We start from the raw sequence: 23,049 nt of genomic DNA, 5'->3' as shown, positions 1-23,049 counted from the left end.
TATAAAATAATCATCAGAATACTATGAAAAAAAAATTATTTACGTATTTGCTTATGATATGCTTGGTATCAGCTATGGGAGGACTGCTTTTCGGCTACGACTGGGTTGTCATTGGTGGAGCTAAAATCTTTTATGAACCTTTCTTTTCTCTGGAAGAATCAGTCGTCATGCGTGGATGGGCTATGAGTAGCGCTTTGATCGGCTGCTTGGTTGGAGCTTTGCTATCGGGAGTTTGGAGCGACCGTTACGGACGTAAGAAGATGCTGATTATTGCTTCCTTTCTTTTTACAGTCGCGGCTATAGGAACTGGGGCAGTGGATAGTTTTGGATGGTTTGTATGTTGGCGAATTGTAGGCGGTTTTGGAATAGGTATTGCTTCTATTATATCTCCTATCTATATTGCTGAGGTTTCTCCCGCAGCCGTTCGTGGAAAGTTTGTTTCTTTATATCAGTTGACCATTGTGATTGGAATCCTGATGGCGCAGCTTGTTAATTGGGCCTTGGGAGAATATTACACAAAAGGCGCCAATGAATTAAATACTGAGAGTGTAGAATGGGCATGGCGTTGGATGTTTTGGGCGGGATTGGTTCCTGCATGTATCTTTTTTATTCTTTCCTCTATTATTCCTGAGAGCCCTCGTTGGTTAGCGGCCAATGGACGTTTGGCCGAAGCAGAAAAAATTTTGGATAAAATAGGTGGGAGAGCCTATACACAACAGACACTAAGTGAATTGAAACAAGTAGCTAAAGAAAAACAGGAAAAGGTTAAATGGAGTGAGTTGTTACACCCAAATGTGCGTAATGTATTGATTATTGGTATTGTTTTAGCTGTTTTTCAGCAGTGGTGCGGTATAAACGTCATTTTTAATTATGCGCATGAAATTTTTTCTGCAGCGGGGTATGCAGTGTCCGATGTATTGATGAATATTGTGATAACGGGCGTTACGAATGTGATCTTTACATTTGTGGCTATTTATACTGTCGATCGTTTGGGACGCCGTGCATTAATGTTTATTGGATCAATAGGTTTAGCCCTTATTTATCTGGCGCTTGGCGGTTGTTATTGGCTGGGCTTGAGCGGTTGGCCCATGTTATTGCTGGTATTATTGGCCATTGCTTGTTATTCAATGTCATTAGCGCCGGTAATATGGGTCGTACTTTCCGAAATTTTCCCTGTTCGCATCAGAGGTATGGCCATGGCTCTCTCTACTTTCTTTTTATGGGTCGCCTGTTTTCTGCTAACATATACTTTTCCTCTTCTGAATGAAACAATTGGTGTGTCGGGCACTTTTGGGTTGTACGGAGCGATATGCTTTTTAGGCTTCCTGTTTATCCGCAAAAAACTTCCTGAGACCAAAGGGAAAACATTGGAGGAATTAGAAAAAGAACTTACAAAATAAGTATTATATATGATTGAAAAAGTGAAAGTTTGGGAAGAAGATATACTGATTCCTACCTATGCTGTCGGTCAACCGGAAAAGAATCCAATATTTCTGGAGAAACGTGTTTATCAGGGAAGCAGTGGCGCCGTTTATCCTTATCCTGTTATTGAGAAAATTGAAGATAAGTGTGAGGAAAGAACATATCATGCTGTTTTTCTGGAAAATGAATACCTGAAAATTATGATATTGCCCGAATTGGGTGGCCGTGTACAAATGGCTTATGACAAGATAAAGCAACGGCATTTTGTTTATTATAACCATGTCATTAAGCCTGCATTGGTTGGACTGACTGGACCGTGGATTTCGGGAGGAATAGAGTTTAACTGGCCTCAACATCACCGTCCCAGTACATTTATGCCTATCGATTTTTCTATCGAGAGATGTGGCGACGGTACGGCGATTGTATGGGTAAGTGAACGGGAGCGCATGTTTCATCAAAAAGGAATGGCAGGGTTTACTTTGCGTCCCGGACGAGCTGTTCTCGAAATTCAGGGAAAACTATACAATCCTACTCCTGTGCCTCAAACATTTTTATGGTGGGCAAATCCTGCGGTTGCTGTGAATGATTTCTATCAATCCGTATTCCCTGCCGATGTAAATGCTGTGTTCGATCATGGAAAACGTGATGTTTCCCGTTATCCCATTGCCACAGGAATCTATTACAAAATGGATTATTCGGCAGGAGTGGATATTTCACGTTATAAAAACATCCCTGTTCCTACCTCCTATATGGCTATTCATTCCGACTATGATTTTATAGGTGGATATGAAAATGATACCTGTGCGGGCTTGTTACATGTGGCAGATCATCACGTGTCACCGGGCAAGAAACAATGGACATGGGGAAATGGGGATTTCGGGAAAGCATGGGATCATAATTTAACGGATCAGGATGGGCCGTATATCGAACTAATGACAGGAATATATACGGATAATCAACCCGATTTCTCTTGGTTACAGCCTTATGAAGAGAAGACCTTTACTCAATATTTTATGCCTTATCGTGAATTGGGGATGGTAAAGAATGCTTCGGCCGATTTTCTGATGAACATGGAATTCGAGGGAGATAGCGCCTGCCTGAAAGTCTTTGCTACGTCTGAGCAGCATGATGTACATGTTGTAGTGTCAAAAGCCAGTAAAGTGATATGGGACATGGTGTGTGATATCACTCCGGAAAAGATTTTAGAAAAAAAAGTACCCATATCTGATTTTAAGGATATGGAAGTAACTATTCTTAATAAACAAAAAAATAAGTTGTTGTCATGGAAATCAGGCCCGGATACATTGAAAGAAATTCCAGAACCGGCAAAAGCTGCTCTCGATCCGGAAAATATTTCCAGTATAGAACAGCTTTACTTGACAGGTTTGCATTTGGAACAATACCGTCATGCCACTTATTCGCCTATAGGTTACTATCAGGAAGCGCTTCGCCGGGAACCAAACGATATACGTAATAATAATGCGATGGGATTATGGCTCATTCGTAAAGGCCAGTTTGCTAAAGCAGAAAAATATTTGAGACGAGCTGTCAGCACTTTAACCGAACGTAATCCTAATCCGTATGATGGAGAACCCTTATATAATCTGGGACTTTCTTTGAAATATCAGGGTAAGTCGGATGAGGCCTATGATGTATTTTATAAAGCATGTTGGAATGCAGCCTGGCAAGATGCCGGATATTTTTCTTTAGCACAAATCTCAGTAGCCCGTGGTGATTGGTCCAATGCGTTGAATGAGGTGAACAAGTCTTTAATTCGTAACAGTCATAATGCACAGGCATTGCACCTTAAAACGCTTATATCACGACGTTTGCAACATAAGGAGGAAGCACTGTTACTAATACGCGAATCACTACTTATCGATCCTTTTAATTTTGGTTGTAAGTTTGAAGAATATCTTTTGAAAGGAGAAGAAGAGGTATGGCTGACTTTATCTGCACTGATGCGTAACGACGCTCATAATTACGAGGAACTTGCTTTAGACTATGCATCTGCCGGATGTTGGAATGAGGCTTTACTGGTGGCTGATAAAGCGATTGCATTACCTGTATCAGGGCAGACGTTACTTCATTATTATAAGTGCTGGTTCTTATATGAATTAGGTCGTTATGAAGATGCCCGGAAGGCTTTGGAACTGGCAGAAAGCCAACCAGCGGATGGTTGTTTCCCGAATGCTTTGGAAGCTATTTTGGCGTTCAACGTAGTAATAGGCTTGGGTAAGGCCCCGAAAGCTTGGTATTATTGGGGAAACTTATGGTACGACAAACGTCAATATGCTGATGCAATTGAGGCTTGGGAAACTTCATTGGCATTGGACAGAACGTTTCCTACCGTAAGACGTAATTTAGCCTTGGCTTATTTCAACAAACTCCATCGTTCGGAAGAAGCCGTTAAACTGTTAGAAAGTGCTTTCGACCTGGACACAACAGATGGACGTATATTGATGGAATTAGATCAGCTATATAAGTGCCTGAACCGTCCGCATGCAGAATGTCTCGCTTTTTTGGAAAAGTACAAGGAGTTAACTTTCTCTCGGGATGATTTGTATCTTGATTATGTAACTTTATTGAATCAGTTGGGACGTTATAAAGAGGGAATGTCTTTACTTGATGCTCATAAGTTTCATCCTTGGGAAGGTGGTGAAGGCAAGGTGTCGGCGCAGTACCGGATCGTACGTTTGGAATTAGCCAAACAGAAGATACAGCAAGGAGATTATACATATGCTTTGAAGTTAGTAGAGGAATGTTATCTCTATCCATCCCATCTGGGAGAAGGAAAGCTGTATGGAGCACAAGAAAATGATATAAACTACTATAAAGGTTGTATCATGGAGGCTATGGGGCGTACAGAAGAGGCTAAAGAATTTTTTATTCTTGCCAGTCAGGGTAGTAGTCAACTGGTTCCGGCTATGTATTATAATGATCAGAAACCGGATATGATATTCTATCAGGGTTTAGCGTTACGCAAATTAGGGCGCGAGGAGGAAGCTCGTGAGAGATTTAATAGTTTGATAGCGTATGGTGAAAAACATGTATTCGACGAATTCAAAATAGATTATTTTGCCGTTTCTTTACCCGATCTGCAAATATGGGAAAGGGATATGAATACGAAGAATCATGTCCATTGCAATTATTTAATGGCACTGGGACATCTGGGATTGGGATATTTGGATAAAGCAGAAAAATATTTTTCAATAGCTGCTGATCTGGATAATAATCATCAGGGAGTACAGATACACCGAATTCTTTCTAAATATAAAAATGAAGTTCTATGAAAAACGTAAGAATATTTTTGATTTTATTGATTTCTATTATATCCTTGACTATTCAAGGTAAGGAAGTGGAAAGTGCTTCACCGGATGGAAGCCTCAAAGTGAGAATTACGGTTAAAGAGCAGATAACTATGCAAGTTTTTCAGGATAAAATACTCTTGTTTGAGGTGAAAGGTATTTGCTTGATTACTGATAAAGGGATGATTCCTGTTAAAAAGGCGGATATTACTTCTGTTAAGCGCTCAAGCGTAAACAGGATGATCATACCTGAAATAAGAGAAAAGAAAGCGAAGATTCCTGAAAAATACAATGAATTACTACTGAATTTAAGCGATAAAACCAGATTGCAATTCCGTATATTTAATGATGGAGTAGCATATCGCCTTATCACCGAAGAAAAAGGAGAATTAGTTATACGTAACGAGTTTGCTGAGTTTGTGTTTGATGAAACATCTATACTCACATTGCAGGAAGATGCCAGGATGAATAGCGATTATGAAGCTCCATACGTCACTAAAAAGATCAAAGAGGTAAAAGCGGGAACAACAGGAAATTGTCCGGCATTAGTGAAAACACCTTCCGGAACAAACATCTTGTTTATGGAGTCGGATGTGGTAGATTATCCTTGTTTATGGTTGAGAAAAGGAGAACAAAACCTGGAGGCTCATTTTTGGGAATATCCTAAAACCTATAATGAAAACGGTAGTTCATTTAATAGAAGACGTATTCTGACGACAGAAGATTATATTGCCAAAACACAAGGGACACGTGAATTCCCCTGGCGTGTATTTGCAATAGGTAAAAATGATATGGATTTGCTAACCAACCAACTGGTGTATATTTTGGCTCCCGAATGCAAGATAGAGGATACTTCTTGGATAAAACCCGGTTGGGTAACATTCGACTGGTGGGCTCGCAGGGGTTTGTATAATGTAGATTTTAAGGCTGGAATCAATACGGCAACCGCAAAATACATGATTGACTTTGCCTCCGACTTTGGTATTCCTTATTTCTTATTTGATGATGGATGGACTCATCAGGAGGACTTAACCTGCCCCATCGACGGATTGGATATGAAAGAAGTGGTAGATTATGCTACATCCAAGAATGTCGGTGTGATGCTATGGGTTACTTATGATCTTATTGACAACCAAATGGATAAAGCCTTGAAAAAATTCTCCGAGTGGGGAATAAAAGGCTTGAAGATTGATTTTATAAATCGTTCGGACCAGAAAGTATGTAATTTCTATTGGAAAGCTGCGGAGCAGGCCGCGCGTTATAAGATGGTACTGGATTTTCATGGAGCGTACCGGCCTGACGGTATGCGGCGCGCCTATCCTAATGTCCTGACACGCGAAGCTCTTATCGAATTTGAACAGAGTGGTGGTAAATACGAAGATAATCCGGACCACCATTGTACGATGCCTTTTATCAGGAATGTGGCCGGCCCCATGGATTATATTCCTGGCACGATGAATAATGCAACCCAGAAACTGTTCAGATTCAATCCTGATACCCCCATGGGGCAGGGAACACGAGCTCATTCCATGGCTTTGGCTGTCATTACAGAAAGTCCGATGCAAATGTTGCCCGATCCTCAATCAGATTATTACCGCGAAGAAGAGTGCGCCCGCTTTCTGACGAATATTCCAGTTGAATGGGACGAGATCATTCCTTTACAAGGAAAGATTGGAGATTATATCGCACTGAGTCGTCGAAATGGCGAGAGTTGGTATGTAGCTGCCATTACCGATTGGACACCTCGTACATTAGAACTTGATTTTGATTTTTTGCCGGAAGGGAAAAATTATACAATGGAAATCTTTGCTGATGGTATGAATGCTGATAAAAGAGCTATTGATTATAAAAGAAAGATTAGCCGGGTGAAAAAAGGAGATCGTATCACAGTTGATATGGTGTCTGGCGGCGGCTGGGTATCCAGGATATATGAGTCCTCAAAATAATAATATTGTCTATCTTTTATTTTTGTCTATTTGCACAGGCTGTTATACAGAATACATTTACATATCAAAATATGCTTCAGAAATATACAATGGATATTAATTGAATAAAGTTCTATCTTATACATTCTTGCAACATTAAGTGTTTGTAAAAGAACTATTTAATTAGATATTGTATATAACTCTATTATATATAATCATAAAAACCATGTTAAATAATTAAATCTAATTTGCTTATGAGTCGGAAAAGAAAACTAAAGATTGGACGGAGATTGATTTCTGTATTCTTTTTCTCGTTTGTATTTACTATTGCTACAATGGGGCAAAGTGTTCAGGTAACTGGAGTGGTGGTTGAAAAATCTACGGGCGAACCCATAGTCGGAGCCTCTGTTACTCACAAAGAAACCAAAGGTGCTACTATGACGGATATCGATGGAGGATTTACATTGAAAGCGGATATAAACAGCACGTTGGAAGTTCGCTTTATCGGGTATCAGCCTTACATTTTGAAAGTAGAAAATGCAGGGCCTTATCGCATTGAGCTTAAGGATGATAATCAGAATTTAGACGAAGTCGTCGTCGTAGGTTATGGAACTCAGAAGAAGGTGAACCTTACTGGCGCTGTCAGTTCTGTGAAGATGGGCGAAGAAATCTATAGCAGAACCATTACCAACGTTTCTTCTGCCTTGTCAGGATTGGTTCCTGGATTATCCACACAACAAACTTCCGGTATGGCCGGTAGTAACAATTCAAAATTGTTAATACGTGGTTTGGGTACGGTTAATAATGCCGACCCGTTGATTGTGGTTGACGGTATGCCCGATGTAGACATCAACCGCATCGATATGCATGACATCGAAAGCATTTCTGTATTGAAAGATGCCTCTTCTGCGGCTGTTTATGGTTCTCGTGCAGCCAATGGGGTCATTTTGATTACCACTAAAACGGGTAAAGGGTCCGGTAAACTTAGCATTGACTATACGGGTTCTGTGGCATTTGCCAATCCTATCAAGTTCTATGATTCAATGACTAACTATCCAAAAAACTTAACGATGCACCAATGGGCAGCGTATGCGGGACGTACCACTTCCAGCTTTGGAGATGGAACGATAGACGAATGGTTGTCAATGAGTATGATTGATCCTATCCGCTTTCCAAATACCGATCAGATGGATTGGGTAACCAGACAAGCCATGGTGCAATCTCATAATATATCAGCTTCGGGCTCCACTGACAAGACTAATTTCTACCTTTCAGTAGGTTATCTGGATGAAGCCGGATATATGATCAATAATGACAATACGCGTTATAATTTCCGTATGAATTTTGATTATAAAATCCGTAAGAATGTTAGAGTAGGCGCAAGAATGGATGGGCAGTGGAACAACCAGACCTATCCTCACGATCAGGGGCTGCTTAGTTACAACGGTGCAGACATGATTTTGTCGATGGCTATTCCGGGATTATTGCCTTATAATTATGAGACAGGGCAATATGGTGGGTATATGGCCGAAGGAGAGCCGACTAATATTTATAACCTGTATGCCAATTATACTGTTTATCACAACCTGAAAGAAAGACAGGAATTCAATGGAAACGTTTTTGGCGAATGGGACATCATCAAAGGACTGACAGCCCGGTTGGATTTTGGTCTGAGGTATTATAACCAGTTTATTAAAAGCTATTCCGGTTATCCGGGAATGAGTTTGTACAATTTCCAGACAGGGAATCCTACCAATGTGTTCATAGAGCAAAGTGCAGGGGTTACAGATGCCCTTAACCAAGGTTATAAAAAACTGACCCAGGCTTCTTTAAGATATGACAAAACTTTTGGCGAGCGCCATAAAGTGGCGGCATTGTTCAGCTACAATGAAGAATATTGGTTCAACCGTACCATGGGAGCCGGGCGTAACGACCGTATACACCCAAGTATTGTAGAAGTGAATGGAGCGTTGGATAGAACGCAGCTTACCAGAGGTACTTCCGATGAAGAAGCACTCCGTTCCTACGTTGGTCGCGCCAATTATTCTTTCCGTGATCGTTATCTGGCAGAGGTAAACTTCCGTGTGGATGGTTCTTCCAAGTTCTTGCCGGGACATCAATATGGTTTCTTCCCTTCCGGTTCATTGGGATGGCGCTTTACTGAAGAAGAGTTTCTTGAACCACTGAAGAAATATATATCTTCCGGTAAACTCAGATTCTCTTTAGGTACATTAGGTAATAATTCCGGTGTAGGCAAGTATGAACAAAAAGAGACGTTGGCAACAACCAATTATCCGTTGAATGGGAATAATCTGGTGACAGGTTTTTCCGTCAATAAAATGATTAACAAAGATTTCACCTGGGAAAAGACGCGTGTTTCCAATCTGGGAATCGATTTGGGCTTCTTTAATAACAAATTGGCAATGGAGATCGATTTATATGACCGGTTGACTACAGGCATGATCCGTCCCTCCAATTTGTCTACTATACTTACCGGATATTCTGCACCGCGTGTAAATATGGGTAATCTTAGAAATAGAGGTATTGAAGTAAACACGAGATGGATGTCTTCCATTAACAAGTTTAATTATGGAGCCTCTTTCAATTTTTCTTATAACAGAGATCGTCTGGAAAAGTGGAATGAGCCTCTGAATGCAGGCAACGTATATATTGATATGCCGTACGAATTTGTTTATACGATGCTTTCTACCGGTATAGCACAGTCATGGGAAGATATATACAATGCTCCTTATCACGGCAACAACAACATGTCACCCGGCGATTTACTCTATGCCGATTTGAATGGTGACGGCCAGATAACAGCTGCAGATAAAAAAGCATATCCTGCCCTGAATATGAACCGCCCGACAGCTAATTACGGCTTGAATCTGTATGCAGCATGGAAGGGATTTGATATTAATATGTTGTTCCAGGGTACTACCGGGAGAAAAAGCTATTGGATGAATAGGATGAATACGGTCTATGTTGGAGCCAATCGCTATGCCTTCCAGGAGTGGCATTGGAATGACACCTGGAATCTGACAAACCGGGATGCTTGGTTGCCTCGTATGGTCAGTGGGAATACGCCCCGATCGATGGAGCAATCTTCTTTCTGGTTGGAAAGTATGGATTACATGCGTATGAAGAATCTTCAAGTGGGTTATACTTTTCCCAAGAAATTTATAAATCGTATGGGGCTTGAGAAGATCCGGCTTTATTTCTCTGCCGAGAATCTCTTCACAGTAACCGGATGGGATGGTGTGGATCCTGAAAAAGCTACGGTAAGTGGAATCGGGGAAGATCCGTACCCAATTATGAAGACATTTTCTATAGGTGTTAATATTGGAATTTAAAAAAGGTTTGAATTATGAAAAAGTATAGAATTATGAAAAAGTATATATATGGCATAATAGGCAGCATTTTAATGTCTTTTTCAACTTCATCATGTGTAGATTTAGATTTTAGTCCGACAGTAGATTTGTCTTCCGACTTATTTTGGACGACAACCGCTGATGCGACTTCCGCCTTAAACGGAGTCTATAACGCAACACGCACTTTCTTTCACAGAACGTATGGATGGGATGGCGGAAGTGATGTCATGTGGGGAGATAATATCCCTAACCACAACTTAAAGCCAAACTCAGGCATCGGTTCAACTGTTGATGCGCATTGGAGAAATGGATATCAAGTCATTAATCGTGCAAACTCTACCCTGGAGCATGTCGAAGAGATGTTGAACAAATACCCGGAGGCAAATACGCAGAAAGAATTAAAGCGCGTTAAGGGCGAATTGTATTTCCTGCGGGCTATTGTTTATTTTCGTTTAATGGATTTGTGGGGAGATATACCTTTTTATACGCATGTATTGAATGGAAATACCGAAGCATATTCTCTGGTCAGAACACCGAGAAAAGACATTAAAGATCAAATCCTTGCAGATCTGGATTTTGCCAAAGAAAATGTCCCCATTACAGTAGCTGCCTCTGAAAGAGGACGTGCTACACGGGCTTCTGTTTATGGGTTTAGTGGCAAAATAAAACTTTATTGGGCTTGTTGGATGAAGAATGATAACAAGCAGAGTGAAGCTACAGAGTATTATAGAGCAGCTGCTACAGACTTCGCGGAAGTAATGAAACCGGAATATGGTCTTAAGTTGTTTAGAAACGGCGAACCAGGAACAGCGGAAAACCCTAATTATTTGGATTTGTTTGATGGCAGAAATGAATACAATGAAGAGGTGATTTTCGCAACCAGTAATGCGGGGCCAAACCTCTCAGGTGTAGGCGATCCTTATGTGTACGACTTTGGAACACGTAGCACCGGCAATGGTGGAGCCAATGCTGTTCCTAACTTACGTTTAATGGACAGGTACCAGTTGTTGTCAACAGGTGATTATGCAGACCCGTTGGTGGTAGACAATGACGTAAAAGATCCTGTAGTAAGGGCGGCACTGCCTAATGGAGCTTGTAATCCGGCTTCGTATGTAGGACGCGATTATAGAATACGTTCTTGTATGTGGGATGGACAAACAATGCCCCGCATGTCTGTAGACGGCCTGACTGTCGGCCCCGATATCTTGATATTCAAATATAACTCCAATGATAATGTGACTTATATCAATGCACAAGGTCCGCGTACCGGATTTATTTTCCGCAAATATGTGCGTACGTATGCATTTGGAGGCCGTGAATCGGGACAGCAGGATACGTATCTGATGCGTTTACCGGATCTTTGGCTGATGTATTGTGAAGCAGTAAATGAAGTAAATAATGGCCCTACTAGCGAACTCTTCTCCTTGATTGACAAAATACGCTACAGAGGGGCTTTACCTTCATTGGATCGTAACAAGTTTGCTACAAAAGAAACATTCTTTAAAGCGATAGAACAAGAACGCATAGTTGAGCTGATTGCCGAAGGACACCGTTTCTTCGATATTCGCCGTTGGAAAATGGTCGAAAAACTCTGGCCTGCACCGGATGGTTTTCGCTTGACAAGCACATGGGGAGAATATGATTGGTACCGGGATGAGTTCAAGAATGCAGAAGATAGAGACTACCAACGTTTCTATATTTTCAAAATTCCTCAAAGTGAAATCAATCAGAATCCTAATCTCATTCAAAACGATTGCTGGTTATAATTTGAATAATGAACTTAATACACAAAATCATGAAATTTAGAATAATCTTTATTAGCATAATAGCGGCACTCTCTTTGAATGCATGTGGTGATTACCCTATTGATGATAATGGTTTACTGATAACAGACAAGCATGCATGCTATATGAGTTCCTTCAGTCTTGTTGGTACTGACAATCAAACAGTTTTGCTCGAACAGCCAACAGTGGCAAATGGCCTTATTGATACGCTCCAATGTACGGTGACTGCAGTTGCGAAATACGGTACGAATCTTAAAAAAGTAAAACCGTATTGCGGTATAACGGACGATATTACGGTAGCGCCGGCTATGGGACAGTGGATTGATTTTACAGAGCCGAAGCAATACACACTCGTCTCAGGAGACCGTAAGGTGAGAAAGACATATACGATAACAGTAACGGTACAAAAATAATAACTTGAACTAATTATGAAACGAATAATAATATTGAGCTTATTAAGCCTGGCTTTTCTGGGTTTTACCAGATGCTCTGATGATGATAATACAACTTTGAAGAACGATTTGATCAAAAAAAGCGTAGCCCCTTTGGTTGTAGGAGAAAAAATCGAATTCTCTTATGCGGCAGGGACTACAGATAGCAAATTGCAAAGTTTTAAAGTAGTAGCTTCCGCTCCAGGTGCAGGAGGAACTAATTTTGAGCCTTATACTTGGCAGACAAAAAATAAGGTGGAGATTTCGACAGTGGTAGCAAGTAATTGTGAAACAAATGGAGCTGTATCCACAGCAGAGATTATTGACTCTCAGGCTACTACTTTGCGCTATTATTATGTAGTGCCTGCCGAGTTGAAAGGGAAACAGGTGTCCTTTGTTTTTTCGGCAACATCGAAAGATGGAAAAACAGCGACCTACGAAACGCCTTCTTATGCCGTATCGTCCATGGATATGAAGAAGTTAATAGAACTTAGTGGAGAAGATACAGGCGCACGCTACTTCTCTATAGAAGATATGAAAGCATATACGCTGGATGAAATAAACAGTGGAAATCTGATGAGTAAAATCGATTTTATTTATGCGTTTGCTACCACTAAAACAGTAAGTGGAAATCAATATACGTATAAACATGCATTTTTCGCTCCTGGTGCAACCATGTATTACCCCGACGGTTTTTCTCTTCCTTCCGGTTTGGCTTCAAAGGAAACGTTGATGGATAAGAAATTGTATGTATGGGATGGACAATTGAAAGATGATAGCCATAATACGATCTACGTAGACGATTTAGATTTGCAGAAAGTTACTTTCGACAATTCCACATCCGGCATTTTGGATTTGAAAGCAGAAGGAGGTATATTCATGAAAACTGCTGATGGAAAACAGGTTGCTTATATTTATATCAACTCTGTGAACGATGCATCTAAGAAGATCGTTATTGGAATCAAGAAGTTAAGTAGCACAAAATAACCTGTTTATGTTAGAGCTCATACAATTTTATTGATAATGAGAATCAATAGTAATATGTATGAGCTCATCGTAAAATATTTATGATTATGAAAAAATTATATCCGTTGTTTTTTGTGATGCTCTTTGCAGTCAACACATTATATGCTAATTATACATTGAAATCTCCTGATGGCAATTTGGTATTTAATTTATTTGCGAATAATGGGAACCTTACATACGATATCTTCTATCAACAAACAAAGGTAATTCTTCCCTCCGAATTAGGTATTACCGCTTGGGAGAATAATCTGGAAATTGAAAAAGTGGAGACTGAATCTGTCGATGAGGTGTGGAGACCTGTTTACGGAGAGAGGGCCGAAGTCAAAAATCACTATAACCAAGCTATATATATAATAAAAAAGGATGGTACTGCGAACCGCTTACATTTAATTGTGCGTGCGTATGATACAGGAGTCGCTTTTCGTTATCACTATGAAGGTACGAATCAAAACTTATGTATCAATTCGGAAAAAACCAGTTTTATAGTACCTGAAAATACATATTGCTGGTATGCTCCCTACGCGCAGGCAATACATACCCGTATGTTGGTCGAAAACTGGCCGGGAGAAGCTGAGCGTCCGTTGACGTTGCAACTGGAAAATGGATTATATGCCAGCTTGCTCGAAGCTGAAATGGTGAATTATAGCAGAACTAAGTTCTTTGTCAAAGGAGGAGAGAAGAATATCATCCGATGCAAAATGTATGATCCCGTAGAAGATTTTATCCCTTTCACTACTCCTTGGCGTGCAATTATGGTAGCAAAGCAGCCTATAGATTTACTGGAACATAATGATTTGATTCTGAACTTAAATAACTCTTGTCAAGTTAGAAATACTAATTGGATTAAGCCGGGAACAGTTATCAGGTGCGTCTCTTTTTCTATGGAGGGCGTTAAGAAAACGATTGATTTGGCAGCAGAAAGAAATATTCAGTATATTCATTTTGATTCGGGCTGGTATGGGCCTGAAATATCAAAAAAGTCTGATCCCAGAGTAGCCCAACACGGTTTGGATATACCTAAAATCGTTAAATATGCCAATTCAAAAGGAGTAGGGTTATGGCTATATGTTAATCAGCGTGCTTTAACCGAGCATTTAGATGAAATTCTGCCCCTATATGAGTCTTGGGGAGTAGCCGGAATAAAATTCGGATTCGTCCATGTAGGATCGTATAAATGGACAACATGGCTCCATAGCGCTGTGGCGAAATGTGCCAAACATCATTTAATGGTGGATATCCATGATGAATACCGACCAACGGGCTTTAGCCGTACCTATCCCAATCTGCTTACTCAGGAAGGAGTAAGAGGAAATGAAGAATTTCCGGATGGTATAAATAATACGACTTTACCTTTTACCCGATTTCTGGCAGGTGCAGCCGATTGTACGGTTTGCTATTATCATCGCAAGGGGATAAAGTCAAATCTGAAGATAAACGCTCGCTCCTTATTAAACACTTCCTGTCACCAAATGGCGCTTTCTGTTATAAACTACAGTCCGTTACAATTCTTATATTGGTATGACTCTCCCGATGATTTCCAAAATGAACCGGAATTACCATTTTTTGACCATTTGCCAACGACCTGGGACGATACTAAAGTAGTGGAAGGAAGTATCGGAGAATATGTGTCCATCGCCCGTAAGAAAGACAATGTCTGGTATGTAGGTTCTATCACGAATAATGAAGAACGTAAATTTGAATTTCCGTTGAATTTTTTGGATGCTAATAAAAAGTATGAATTGACACTTTATATGGATGGTGGCAAAGAAGTGAATACACGTACTCATGTGGCTATACAGCAAAAGGCTGTTACCGCAAAGACTGTTTTGAAGTTAAATTTATTACCTCGGGGAGGTTGTGCTATGATCATTTGCGAAAAATAAATTGGGTAATATAAAAGAAGCGATGAATAAAATTTTAGGTTATATATTGATTAGTGTTTTATGCCTTTCCTGTAATAATAAAAGTTTCGATACCGATAGAGCGTTGATCTATTGTATTAATCAGATAGATTCTTCTTTAAAAGTATTGAAGAGGCATGATGTCATGCCACGTAATATTTTGAATGACACATCCTCCAAAGATTGGGCATGTACTACTATTCATGATTGGACTAGCGGTTTTTGGCCGGGAATATTATGGTATGCATACGAATATTCTAAGGATAAACAATTGTTGGCAGATGCGGAAAAATATTCGAAAGCATTATATCCTGTCCTTGATCAAAAGATAACTCATCATGATTGGGGGTTTATGATGTATTGTAGTTTAGGCAATGGGTATCGGCTGACAGGAAATCCGGAATATAAGCAGATGTTGTTACAGACGGCAGATTCATTGGCTATTTTATACAACCCCAAGGTCGGTACCATTAACTCCTGGCCTATTCAATGTGAAAAGATGGAGTGGCCCCATAATACGATTATCGATAATATGCTGAATCTGGAACTTCTGTTTTGGGCTTCAAAAAATGGCGGCGGGCAGAAGTTCTATGATATGGCAAAAAGTCATGCAGAAGTTACTATGAGAAACCAGTTCCGCGATGATTATAGTACATACCATGTGGTTGTGTATGATACAATTTCCGGTTCACCTATTAAACAAATAACCCATCAGGGATATGCAGATTCTTCTATGTGGGCTCGTGGACAAGGTTGGGCTATTTATGGCTTTACTATGTGCTATAGAGAAACAGGAAATAAAGATTTCTTAGAAACAGCTCGAAAGGCCACAGCTATTTATTTGAAAAAGTTGCCTGAGGATAAGGTACCTTATTGGGATTTTGATGATCCTGCCATTCCTAATGCGCCACGTGACGCTTCTGCCGCTGCACTTGTAGCCTCTGCTTTGTTGGAGTTATCGCAATATGTTGAAAAAGGAGAGTCTCAATATTATATGGATGAGGCAACTGAGATGTTACAATCTTTGTCGTCAGAGCAATATCAGAGTCGAGAAAAGAATCACGCATTCTTACTGCATTCTACGGGACATAAACCGCATAAGTCTGAAATTGATGCTTCTATCATTTATGCTGATTATTATTATATAGAAGCTTTGATAAGATTGAAAAAGATAAGTGAAGGGAAGAACTTATTTGATAAATAAGACATAAGGAATCAATAATAATTAATTTTATTTTGCACATCCTTATTCGTCTTGGCAGAGAGGTCTGAATGAATATACAAATGGACTGATCAGGCAATATATCATAAAAGGTGCTGATTTTGATCACTATGATGATAATTTTATAAGGCTGATACAAAATAAGATAAACAGTAGACCAAGAGAAATACTCTGTTTTCAGACACCTTCTAAAATATTTTATGCATCTTTGAACTAAATTGTCGCATTGGGTACTTGATTCTGCGTTACGACAATCAAAGTCAATATGCCTCACAACAATAGTTCCTACACGAAAACTATGCTAATCACGAATAAGCACAAACTTATTGAAAAGCTATTTGATAATGATTTTTGGAATTGGGTGTCGCAATGACAAAGTCAAGAGGGAGAGTGAAATCACAGTGTGAAGCACCCTCCCTTATTAACTTAACAGATTGGCAATTAAATCTACCAATATGCAAACATTGATTATTCTGTACTCGGTATCAATTCAAAACGTTGCGGATAGCATTGCATATATACTTTGATATCATAATAGCCCTCTGGAGCAATAAAATTGATATTTCCTCCACCTGGAGTAATGTTTCCAACCTGCATATTATCTTTCATAGAATTAGAGTCCTTGATTCCTATATTCGCAGCGTTTGTCCATGTACCTTGTATAAAATTGGCTCTTAGTTTAAACTGGAATTTACCGGTCAATTGCACACCATTGGCATCAGTCTGGTATTCGGGTATATATATCTTCTTCGCCTCCCATACTTTTCCCTCAGGATTGTATGTCAACAGAGCCCCTGTCCCAGCCTTAGGATTCTGGTTCGACATCGAATTGGCCCACTCCGTATAATTCATATTGCGCTGGCCGGCAACGAAGAAATCATTATAGAACTTATAGAGTTTAAATGTCTTTGAAGTTTCGGTAATATCTACAATCATCCTGTAGAATCCAGGTCCGTCAAAAATCTCTTCCCCGTTAGCGCCCGGCATAAACGAGCCTGGAGCAATCGCAGCACCTCCCGCTGCAATATTGACAGATGTTGCAGGAGTGAATCCTCCTGGCAATCCCCATTGCACTTCCGGTGCGATTTCTTCAATAAGTTTTATACCTTGATCGAGTTTAGATAAATATACATATCCTTCATATTTTCCATTCCAATTCGGAGAATACAATACTTCGGCAGTTTCCATATCAAAATTATTATAGTCGCCGACAACATAGAGCAGGTCCGGATCGGTAGAAAAAGTTGTAGCATTAAATTCTACACTATTAGATATTAAAGGACTGTAAGCTGCACTAATGGAAGCATTAACACGCATAACAAAATCGGTAGGGCGGCGTTTTACGGCTCCGGCGGCTAATAGAGTCGCATTCAGGTCTTTTATTTTTACCCCATATTTGGTTTGATTTGTCGTACCCAATGTGACAAAAGTTAAGTCACCCTCATTTTTTACTGCAACTTGCACTTCATATGAAATTGCAGCACCATACCCAAAGTCTGCCGGAGTCCAGCGCAAAGTATCCATCATGTTCTCGGCATCTGCTTTATCAAGAATAAATGCACCGTCGAAACTAACTGTCCACGAACTGGATACATATTTATCGGGATTCAAAGATACACTGTTATCATCTCCACACGATACAAAACATAAAAGAGATGCTATAAATATTATTGGAAATATAAATCTTTTCATATTCAACTTATTTAAAGAATATTATTATTGTGCACTTCCATAGCCTGGATTTTGTACTAAATTAGGATTTGCTCCTATGTCTTTAGCCGGGATTGGAAATAATTCTCTATATTTAGGAACTGCGGATCCTGGAAATGTTCCGTTTTTAAACTCCCATGTATAATCGTTTCCAGCATACCTATCGAACCGGATAAGGTCTGTGCGGCGAAAAGCTTCCCAATGTAATTCCCGCGAGCGTTCAGAAAATATGTAGTTCAGATCGAATGTAGTTAGATCATCTGCCTTAATATTTGCCCGGTCTCTGAGTTCGTTCAATTTTTCGAGGGCAAGGGCTTCTGTACTGGTACCTCCTGATTTTCTGGCTACAGCTTCTGCATAGTTGAGATATGCCTCTGCTAAACGCATCAGAGGATAATCAAGGCTCGGATATTCTGTCAAAGCAATCGTATTACCACTCTCATCAACATAGTATGGTGGTATGCCTTTGCGGGTCAAGTTAGTCCATTTATACGAAGGCCAACCATAGATAAAGGTGCTGGATCCTGCATTCAACGACATTGGCAGATGACAGGTATGGGTAAAGAAGATCGCACGATTGTCCCGTTCGTTTGCTTTCTTACCTAATGTACCATTTGCATCGTCGATAACTTCATTGACTCCTTTAAGTAAATCATCAATTTCAGGGTAAAAATGACGAACAAAGGAAAGTGTTGCCCGTGAACCTTTAAAGCTTTTGGATGAACCGCTTGTAACGGTAAAATTAGGGTCGTTAGGGCCACGGGAACCTGCTACTAAGAATTGAGTTGCATATGACTGAGTCCACCGTCCGTCAAAGTTAATAGTAAAGATCATTTCCTTACGGGCATCCATATTTTCTCCATTGTCAGCCATAAATAATTCTGCATAATTTGGACACAGTCCATATCCGGCATTCATCACATTCTTTGCATATTTGACGCATTCGTCATACTTCGGCGTTTGTATGTATGTCTCCGCATTCAGGTAAAGACGGGACAGCAGTAGCCATACCGCAGCCTTATCTGCACGGCCATACTCATTCTGACGAGGTGCAATCATATCCGAGTCATTATCCAGACCTATTAATTCGCTCTCTACATAACGAAACAGATCGGAACGTGAAATCTGAGGCGGAAGGTAAGCTCCAATAGGATCGTCTTCGGTAACAAAAGGCACATTCCCAAACATATCCATCGCATGATAATACATCATCGCCCTCAAAAAGCGTGCTTCTGCCCGATACGATTGTATTTTTGCCTTGAGGTCAGCGTCAACTCCCCTGTCGCTAAGTTTACCATCTGTGGTTTGTTTCAAGTAATCGTTACACATTGTAATTGTAAACAACAGGCGATAGTATAACCCTGCAATAATAGGATTATCTTCCGTAGTATAAGTATTATACGAAAGTTCGGGACAGCCAGGATCAGACTGAGTAAATGTAACTTCGTCGGTCGTAAATTCCTGCATATACCAGAATGTACGCAAAAAAGGAGAAGTACCGGCATCGACTCCGACAATTTCAGCGCTGGCCGGCCCGTTCTGGCCGGACAGCCCCAATGCTGCATATAACTTTGCCAAACCCTGCATATAACTTTCAGGAGTCGAATATGCCTTGTCCGGCGTATAAAGGTTCGGATCGATCGGAGTAGTATCCAAATCACCGAAACAGGATGAGAATGAAAGTATTATTGATAGAAATACTATCGGTAATGCTAAATATTTAAGTTTCATAATTCAATTTTTTAGAAGTTAAGACTTAAACCAAGAACATATATACGAGGGCGCGGCCAAGCATTATTGTCGATACCGCTACTTATTTCCGGATCGGAACCACTATATTTTGTTATTATAAATGGATTTTGAGCTGTAGCGGATATACGGCCCGATAATTTCGTTTTGAATAGTTTCGAAAACGAATATCCCAATGTTATATTATCTATTTTCAGGAAGGATGCATTTTCGAGAAATAAATCACTCTTTGCCTGCGAAACAGAAATCGGCAAACGGAATTTAGATGTCTCCACTACATACTGGGGAACATTGCGCACTGTTTGCCCGTTGCTAAATGTATAATCGGCTGAGGAACGCGCTGAATTATAATCATTGAACACCCAGTTGCCAATGCTACCATGGGTATTGAATCCGAAATCCCATTGTTTGTAGTTGAACAACATATTGAACCCGAAGAATACATCAGGACGGGATTTGTGTTTTCTTACAAGATCTTTATTATCAATTATCCCATTTCCATCCTGGTCTACGAATGCGTTTTGCACAGGATCTCCATGCTCATTGTAAACCTGCTCGTATACATAGAATGTATTAGGAGCATGCCCGACACTATTAATCTGGATATTATTGCCTGTACCCATGCTTATGCCTCCTGTCGGAACACCGACGTAATCAGGATTATGGATAGCTGTCAGTTTTGTAATATCAGACTTTACCCATGTTGCGTTAGCTGATATTTCCCATGAAAAATCCTTGGTGGAGACTGGCACAGCATTAACATTGAATTCAAGCCCTTTGAAATCCATATTCCCAATATTGGCAACCATTTCATTAATAAAATTAGAGCCTGCCGGAATGGCTATATTATTCAACAGATCATACGTTTCTTTATAAAACGCATCTACACTACCCGACAGCCTGTTGTTATAAAATCCCCAATCCAGGCCGACGTTCCATGTCCTTGTGGATTCCCACTTAATATTTTCATTATACTTCTCAGGCTTCAATAATTGATAGAAATTATCACCAATCTGGTACTGTGATGTAGATGTGATGGTGGAAAGATCGTAAGTAGCTATATAAGGATAATAGTCTGAACTTATATTTTGTTGTCCTGTAACGCCATAACTAGCTCTGAATTTGAGGTTGCTTAACCTGTCGAATTGTTTGAAAAACTCTTCATCATTTATTCTCCATGCTAATGCTACCGAAGGAAATAGTCCCCAACGATTGTCTTTGTGGAAACGTGAAGTACCGTCATTACGCAAAGTAAATGTCAAAAGATACTTATCCATAAAGGTGTAATTCAAACGACTGAATAGGGAAATCAGATAGTATTCTTTAGGGGATGTGTTTTCTGAGATGAATACCGACTCATAGCCCGGCATCTGGTTCGAATATGTCCAACTCTCATCATTCCTCTTAAAATGTTGCCATGAGTATCCTCCCATTATATCTATTTTACTTTTTATTGGCTGAATATCTTTTACATAATTCAAGTAAAAGTCAAACAGGTAATTTTCACGCTTCGCCTTCGTATCAGTATAACGTCCTTGGCCCGGAGGTAGAATGGCATCGGTATATGAACTGTATGAACCCAAATAATTTCCTTTATTGCCTTCATTGTGCGTATAGTCATAGCCAATATTCATATTAGCGCGAAGTTCGGGTAAGAAATGGAACGAATAGTCGAGTTGTAGATTGCCCAAAGTTCTGAATACATCTGTGTGATCCCAACTGCCGGAAAGACGTGATACAGGATTTTCAGAACCGTTACGGTTAATGGATCCATCCGGGTTTATCCATTGGAAAAATCCATCATATCTATCTTTATTGATTGATCCATCCGGATTATATGTGTAAATAGGTTTTGTAGGGTCGAATGCTGCTGCTGAATTTATCACTCCATCAGAAACATACTTATTCTTATTCTCCATTGCCTTTAAGTTCACGTTTACACTTAAATGTTTGTTGAAGAACTTCGGAGTAAAATTAACGGCTTGAGTAAAACGCTGAAAATTAGATCCTTTCAATGTCCCGTTTTGATCCGTATATCCGACCGACAGTCTGAAAGGGGACTTCTCCCCGCCGCCCGATACGCTTACATTCTGGTCGGTAGATAATCCTGTTCTGAATATTTGATCTTGCCAGTCAGTATTATAATAACCAATAGTACCATCTGCATAAGCATAGTTTATAGCTCGGTGGGCTGCTGTGCCGGCAGGCGTACTTATAGGATAGTATTCGTCCATATAGTCACGGAATTGTCCTGGACTTAATACTGGCACTTTTCCCGAATTGACGCTGGCACTGTATGTGCTGTTGTAATTAATCTTTAGCTTTTTAGCGCCACCCTTTTTTGTTGTAATAATAATAACCCCATTGGAAGCACGCGAACCGTAAATAGCAGTAGCGGAAGCATCTTTTAATACACTGAATGATTCTATATCTTCTGGATTGATAGCTCCTAATACGTTCGACATACCTACCCCGGCATCATCAGAAGTTGTAACACCATCAATAACAATCAAAGGCGAATTACTTGCCGAAAGTGAAGAACCGTCGCGGATACGGATAGTTGTACCCGACCCGGGTTGCCCACTACCCGGCACAATCAATAATCCCGGCACTTTACCTACCAGCATATCCTGAGGAGTAGTTGTTACCCCTTTGTTCAAATCACTTGCTTTTAATGTCGATACCGAACCTGTTGCATCCTTTTTGGTTACTTGCCCATAACCAATGACTACGATCTCTTCAAGTTGTTGATCATCTTCTTGCATTCTTACATTCAATACTTTATTGCTTCCGACATTCACTGTTTGTGTCACATAGCCCATGTATGAAAATGTAAGTTGTCCGTTTACAGCTACATTTATCGAATATTTACCATCCACATCTGTTACTGCGGTACTTTTACCATCCACTTCTTTCACATACGCTCCAATAAGCGGTTCACCGTCACTATCAAAAACTGTACCACTTACAGCATATCTGGTATTTCCCTGTGGATTAGTTTGTTGTCCTGATATAGTCCCTGACAGGCATAATAGAATGCAAATCAGACTATAAATAATAATTAATTTAGAATTTTCCATAGATTATGATTCCTGTATTAAAAAATTAATAATCATGCCTTACTTTTGTTCATGAGAATTTCTCATAAAACAGTGATAAATAATTCTACATAGTTTTTCATAAATAGATTGGTTTTTAAT

General features: G+C 39.9%; 12 protein-coding genes. 9 read left to right on the top strand and 3 right to left on the bottom strand.

Annotated elements, in window-relative coordinates; all coding sequences use genetic code 11:
- Positions 1 to 23 precede the first annotated feature (23 nt).
- From ACYPZI_RS02305 to ACYPZI_RS02265, 9 genes are all read left to right on the top strand, one after another.
- The gene (locus ACYPZI_RS02305; RefSeq protein WP_459598204.1) at positions 24 to 1,400 is read left to right on the top strand and encodes a sugar porter family MFS transporter; all 1,377 of its coding nucleotides are present in this window, start codon (positions 24 to 26) and stop codon (positions 1,398 to 1,400) included.
- Between the two features lie 9 nt (positions 1,401 to 1,409).
- Positions 1,410 to 4,715, top strand: a complete 3,306-nt coding sequence (locus tag ACYPZI_RS02300; protein ID WP_459598202.1) for a DUF5107 domain-containing protein — start codon at positions 1,410 to 1,412, stop codon at positions 4,713 to 4,715.
- A complete protein-coding gene (locus ACYPZI_RS02295; RefSeq protein ID WP_459598201.1) occupies positions 4,712 to 6,676 on the top strand; it encodes a glycoside hydrolase family 97 protein in 1,965 nt (654 codons plus the stop codon). Before ACYPZI_RS02300 ends, ACYPZI_RS02295 begins: the two co-directional genes overlap by 4 nt.
- A gap of 233 nt (positions 6,677 to 6,909) precedes the next feature.
- A complete protein-coding gene (locus tag ACYPZI_RS02290; protein WP_459598199.1) occupies positions 6,910 to 10,008 on the top strand; it encodes a SusC/RagA family TonB-linked outer membrane protein in 3,099 nt (1,032 codons plus the stop codon).
- Between the two features lie 32 nt (positions 10,009 to 10,040).
- Entirely contained in the window at positions 10,041 to 11,792 is a 1,752-nt protein-coding gene (locus tag ACYPZI_RS02285; RefSeq protein WP_459598197.1) for a RagB/SusD family nutrient uptake outer membrane protein, read from the top strand.
- Between the two features lie 29 nt (positions 11,793 to 11,821).
- Positions 11,822 to 12,223, top strand: a complete 402-nt coding sequence (locus ACYPZI_RS02280) for a hypothetical protein (RefSeq protein WP_459598195.1) — start codon at positions 11,822 to 11,824, stop codon at positions 12,221 to 12,223.
- Positions 12,224 to 12,238: 15 nt separating this feature from the next.
- Complete coding sequence (locus ACYPZI_RS02275; protein WP_459598193.1) at positions 12,239 to 13,228, top strand: DUF4466 family protein; 990 nt, start codon at positions 12,239 to 12,241, stop codon at positions 13,226 to 13,228.
- Positions 13,229 to 13,314: 86 nt separating this feature from the next.
- Positions 13,315 to 15,150 carry a glycoside hydrolase family 97 protein gene (locus ACYPZI_RS02270; RefSeq protein ID WP_459598191.1) on the top strand — a complete coding sequence of 612 codons (1,836 nt, stop codon included), beginning with the start codon at positions 13,315 to 13,317 and terminating at the stop codon, positions 15,148 to 15,150.
- A 22-nt stretch (positions 15,151 to 15,172) separates the two neighbouring features.
- A complete protein-coding gene (locus ACYPZI_RS02265) occupies positions 15,173 to 16,372 on the top strand; it encodes a glycoside hydrolase family 88 protein (RefSeq protein ID WP_459598189.1) in 1,200 nt (399 codons plus the stop codon).
- 486 nt (positions 16,373 to 16,858) lie between these two features.
- On the opposite strand, the gene ACYPZI_RS02260 is transcribed toward ACYPZI_RS02265, so the two are convergent.
- Genes ACYPZI_RS02260 through ACYPZI_RS02250 form a run of 3 tightly spaced genes read right to left on the bottom strand, consistent with a single transcriptional unit; the run spans position 16,859 to position 22,929 of the window.
- Positions 16,859 to 18,082, bottom strand: coding sequence for a SusE domain-containing protein (locus ACYPZI_RS02260; RefSeq protein ID WP_459598187.1), 1,224 nt, complete (start codon positions 18,080 to 18,082; stop codon positions 16,859 to 16,861).
- Positions 18,083 to 18,106: 24 nt separating this feature from the next.
- Positions 18,107 to 19,831, bottom strand: coding sequence for a RagB/SusD family nutrient uptake outer membrane protein (locus tag ACYPZI_RS02255; RefSeq protein WP_459598185.1), 1,725 nt, complete (start codon positions 19,829 to 19,831; stop codon positions 18,107 to 18,109).
- A gap of 11 nt (positions 19,832 to 19,842) precedes the next feature.
- Positions 19,843 to 22,929: a SusC/RagA family TonB-linked outer membrane protein gene (locus ACYPZI_RS02250; RefSeq protein WP_459598183.1), complete on the bottom strand. Its 3,087-nt coding sequence runs from the start codon at positions 22,927 to 22,929 to the stop codon at positions 19,843 to 19,845.
- Positions 22,930 to 23,049: the final 120 nt, after the last annotated feature.

This window comes from Dysgonomonas reticulitermitis (assembly GCF_054601275.1).
This window is presented reverse-complemented; position numbering and strand designations above follow the sequence as displayed.